The organism is Streptomyces sp. NPDC007205 (assembly GCF_040634095.1).
GTDB lineage: Bacteria > Actinomycetota > Actinomycetes > Streptomycetales > Streptomycetaceae > Streptomyces.
Map to the genome: position 1 here is coordinate 1 of NZ_JBEYEW010000155.1, position 2139 is coordinate 2139.

The window sequence follows — 2139 nt, forward strand, 5'->3', positions numbered from 1 at the left end:
ACGACGTGCACACACCCAAGGAAGCACCGCCAACGCAACGGCAAAAGAAGAAGACAACCACCCCAAAGCCCCGCCGCACACGTTAAAGATCAAGTTAGAGACAAATCCTGACCAGGTACTCACCGGCGGGGCTACCTGGCACCGAAGCTTCGTCGTTACCGATTCGGTGCGCAGGCGCCCGTAGAGACATCTGGACGCGTCGCCGCTGCGGTGCTGTTCAGCATCAAGTTGTAGAAGACGCGTCGCGGGCGCGGTGGTAGCGGCGGGGCGGCGCAGGTCAGTCCACATCACAGGCCGTCAGCCCCTCAGGAGGCCGTGGCAACAAGGCCAGTAGCAGCCCTGGCGCACCACTTCGGGTTCGGATGAGGCTTCTCTTACGCCAGGACGCCCACTGGTCCGAGCATGGATTGGTACGCCCGGTCGGGCTCGAACCGACGACCCGAGGATTAAAAGTCCCCTGTCTGCCAACTGAGCTACGGGCGCATAACGCGAACGCTAGTCTAACGAGCTCGTGCACATTACTGAGGTTTTCAAGGTGGAGCCGGGGTTGTGAGGGGCAGGCCGGTGGCGGTGAGGCAGCCGTCGATCAGATGGGGCCGGAGCTGGATCCTGCGTAATTCTCGGTGGAGTGCCCGGTCGAGGTCGTCGGGTGTGTCGAAGGCGGTGTTGGCCATCGCTCTGCGCACGAGTGACCAGACAGACGGCCTCGACGGGGTTCAGGTCGGGCGCATAGAGCGGGATACGGACGGTGGTGAGCCAGTCGTGCTCGGCCTCGTACTGCTTCACCCCGGCGGCCAGGTGGGCCCCAGAACCCGAAAGCCGGGCCCCTCCACACCCCGGCACACCATCAGACGATCACATGCCCACAACGTGACAGCCCCCGAACGCCTTCATGCACGCGACGAACAGGGTTTCCTCGTCGTCGTCGGCGGCGGGACGGCCCGGTGCGGGGCGACGATGCGGCCGTCGGGGAGCACTTCGCCGGTGTCCTCAAAGACCAGGACCCCGTTGCACAGGAGGCTCCATCCCTGCTCCGGGTGGCTGGCGATGGTGTGCGCGGCCTCCCGGTCCGGGCTGTCGGCCGCTGGGCACTTCGGGATGTGGGTGCACATCGAGGTCGGCAGCCGGCTGGGGCCGACGGCGGCTGGGGCCGTGTCGAGCTGGGTGCTGCACTGCATGAGAACTCCTGACGGGGCGAGCCCGAGCCGTGCTCGGGCCAGAGGCGTGGGAAAGACCAACCGCCCGTCGTGCGGGCGACCGGCCTGGTTGGACAGCGCCGCGTAGGTAGGAAGTTGCGGTCTTGTCTCACCCGGCAGGGTCAACGTCACCGCCGCTGCTGAGCGAGGTAGGCGTCCTGGAGATGGCCAAACGACTCGTACAGGCACCGCCCGGGCCCGCACCGCGCAGCCGAGGAGCAGCTGGTGCACTGCTGCTCGTGCTCGCGGTATGCGACTCTGCTGTAAGCTCCACGCAGTGTGATAGCGCAGTATCCCCAGCTTCTGTGCCCGAAGTGGTAAAAAACACCACCGGATCAACGATCCCGCTCAGCTCGCAAATCTTCTCGGCGGGTTCCATCTGCGACCGGATGAGGTAAAAGGTCGAGGAGTGGACCACACCTGTCGCCAACTGTCGCTCTATAGCGTCCCGAATCTCAGGAACGTCGTAGCCCAGCACATTTACTGCGATTCCAGAATAAAAATCCAAGTAGTCCACGCCCTGAACATCGCTCAACATGCAGCCTTGGTCAGACGCAATCTCCAGCGGGTCGCTATGGAACAGCGGTAACCATCCAGGCATCACCCGGTGGGGACGTTCTAGCAATCCATTGTTCACTAGACCTCACCCCGAGCTCAGCAGCTATAAAAGGTCGCAGGCCATGCCGGTCATGACTGCTACAGTATTACGCCCAACCGAAGAGGTTGACCGGGGATGGATCGGAAAATGGTGTGCATCCTCCGCAAGATTGCGCGCTTGTGAAACGCCCGAGAGGGGACCGGTACTGCAGCCCAGAGGCCTTGAGGCGGGTGGGTGTCGCGCGCCAGGCCTAGTACTGCAACGGTGCTTGCTGTGACTGGTGGCCAGGTCGGTCGTTGGTGTGGTTGTGGGTGGGGACCTTGCTGATGTCAGGTTGTGGGCGGG

At 63.6% G+C, this 2139-nt stretch carries 3 protein-coding genes and 1 tRNA gene; 1 reads left to right on the forward strand and 3 read right to left on the reverse strand.

Annotated elements, in window-relative coordinates; all coding sequences use genetic code 11:
* Positions 1-184 (forward strand): hypothetical protein (locus ABZ624_RS42800; protein ID WP_360101131.1); only part of this gene is annotated, 184 nt, incomplete at its 5' end.
* Positions 185-408: 224 nt separating this feature from the next.
* On the opposite strand, the gene ABZ624_RS42805 is transcribed toward ABZ624_RS42800, so the two are convergent.
* From ABZ624_RS42805 to ABZ624_RS42815, 3 genes are all read right to left on the reverse strand, one after another.
* A tRNA-Lys gene (locus ABZ624_RS42805) sits at positions 409-483 on the reverse strand.
* A gap of 407 nt (positions 484-890) precedes the next feature.
* Entirely contained in the window at positions 891-1112 is a 222-nt protein-coding gene (locus ABZ624_RS42810) for a DUF5999 family protein (RefSeq protein ID WP_360101134.1), read from the reverse strand.
* Positions 1113-1305: 193 nt separating this feature from the next.
* A complete protein-coding gene (locus tag ABZ624_RS42815; RefSeq protein ID WP_360101137.1) occupies positions 1306-1797 on the reverse strand; it encodes an aminotransferase class III-fold pyridoxal phosphate-dependent enzyme in 492 nt (163 codons plus the stop codon).
* Positions 1798-2139: the final 342 nt, after the last annotated feature.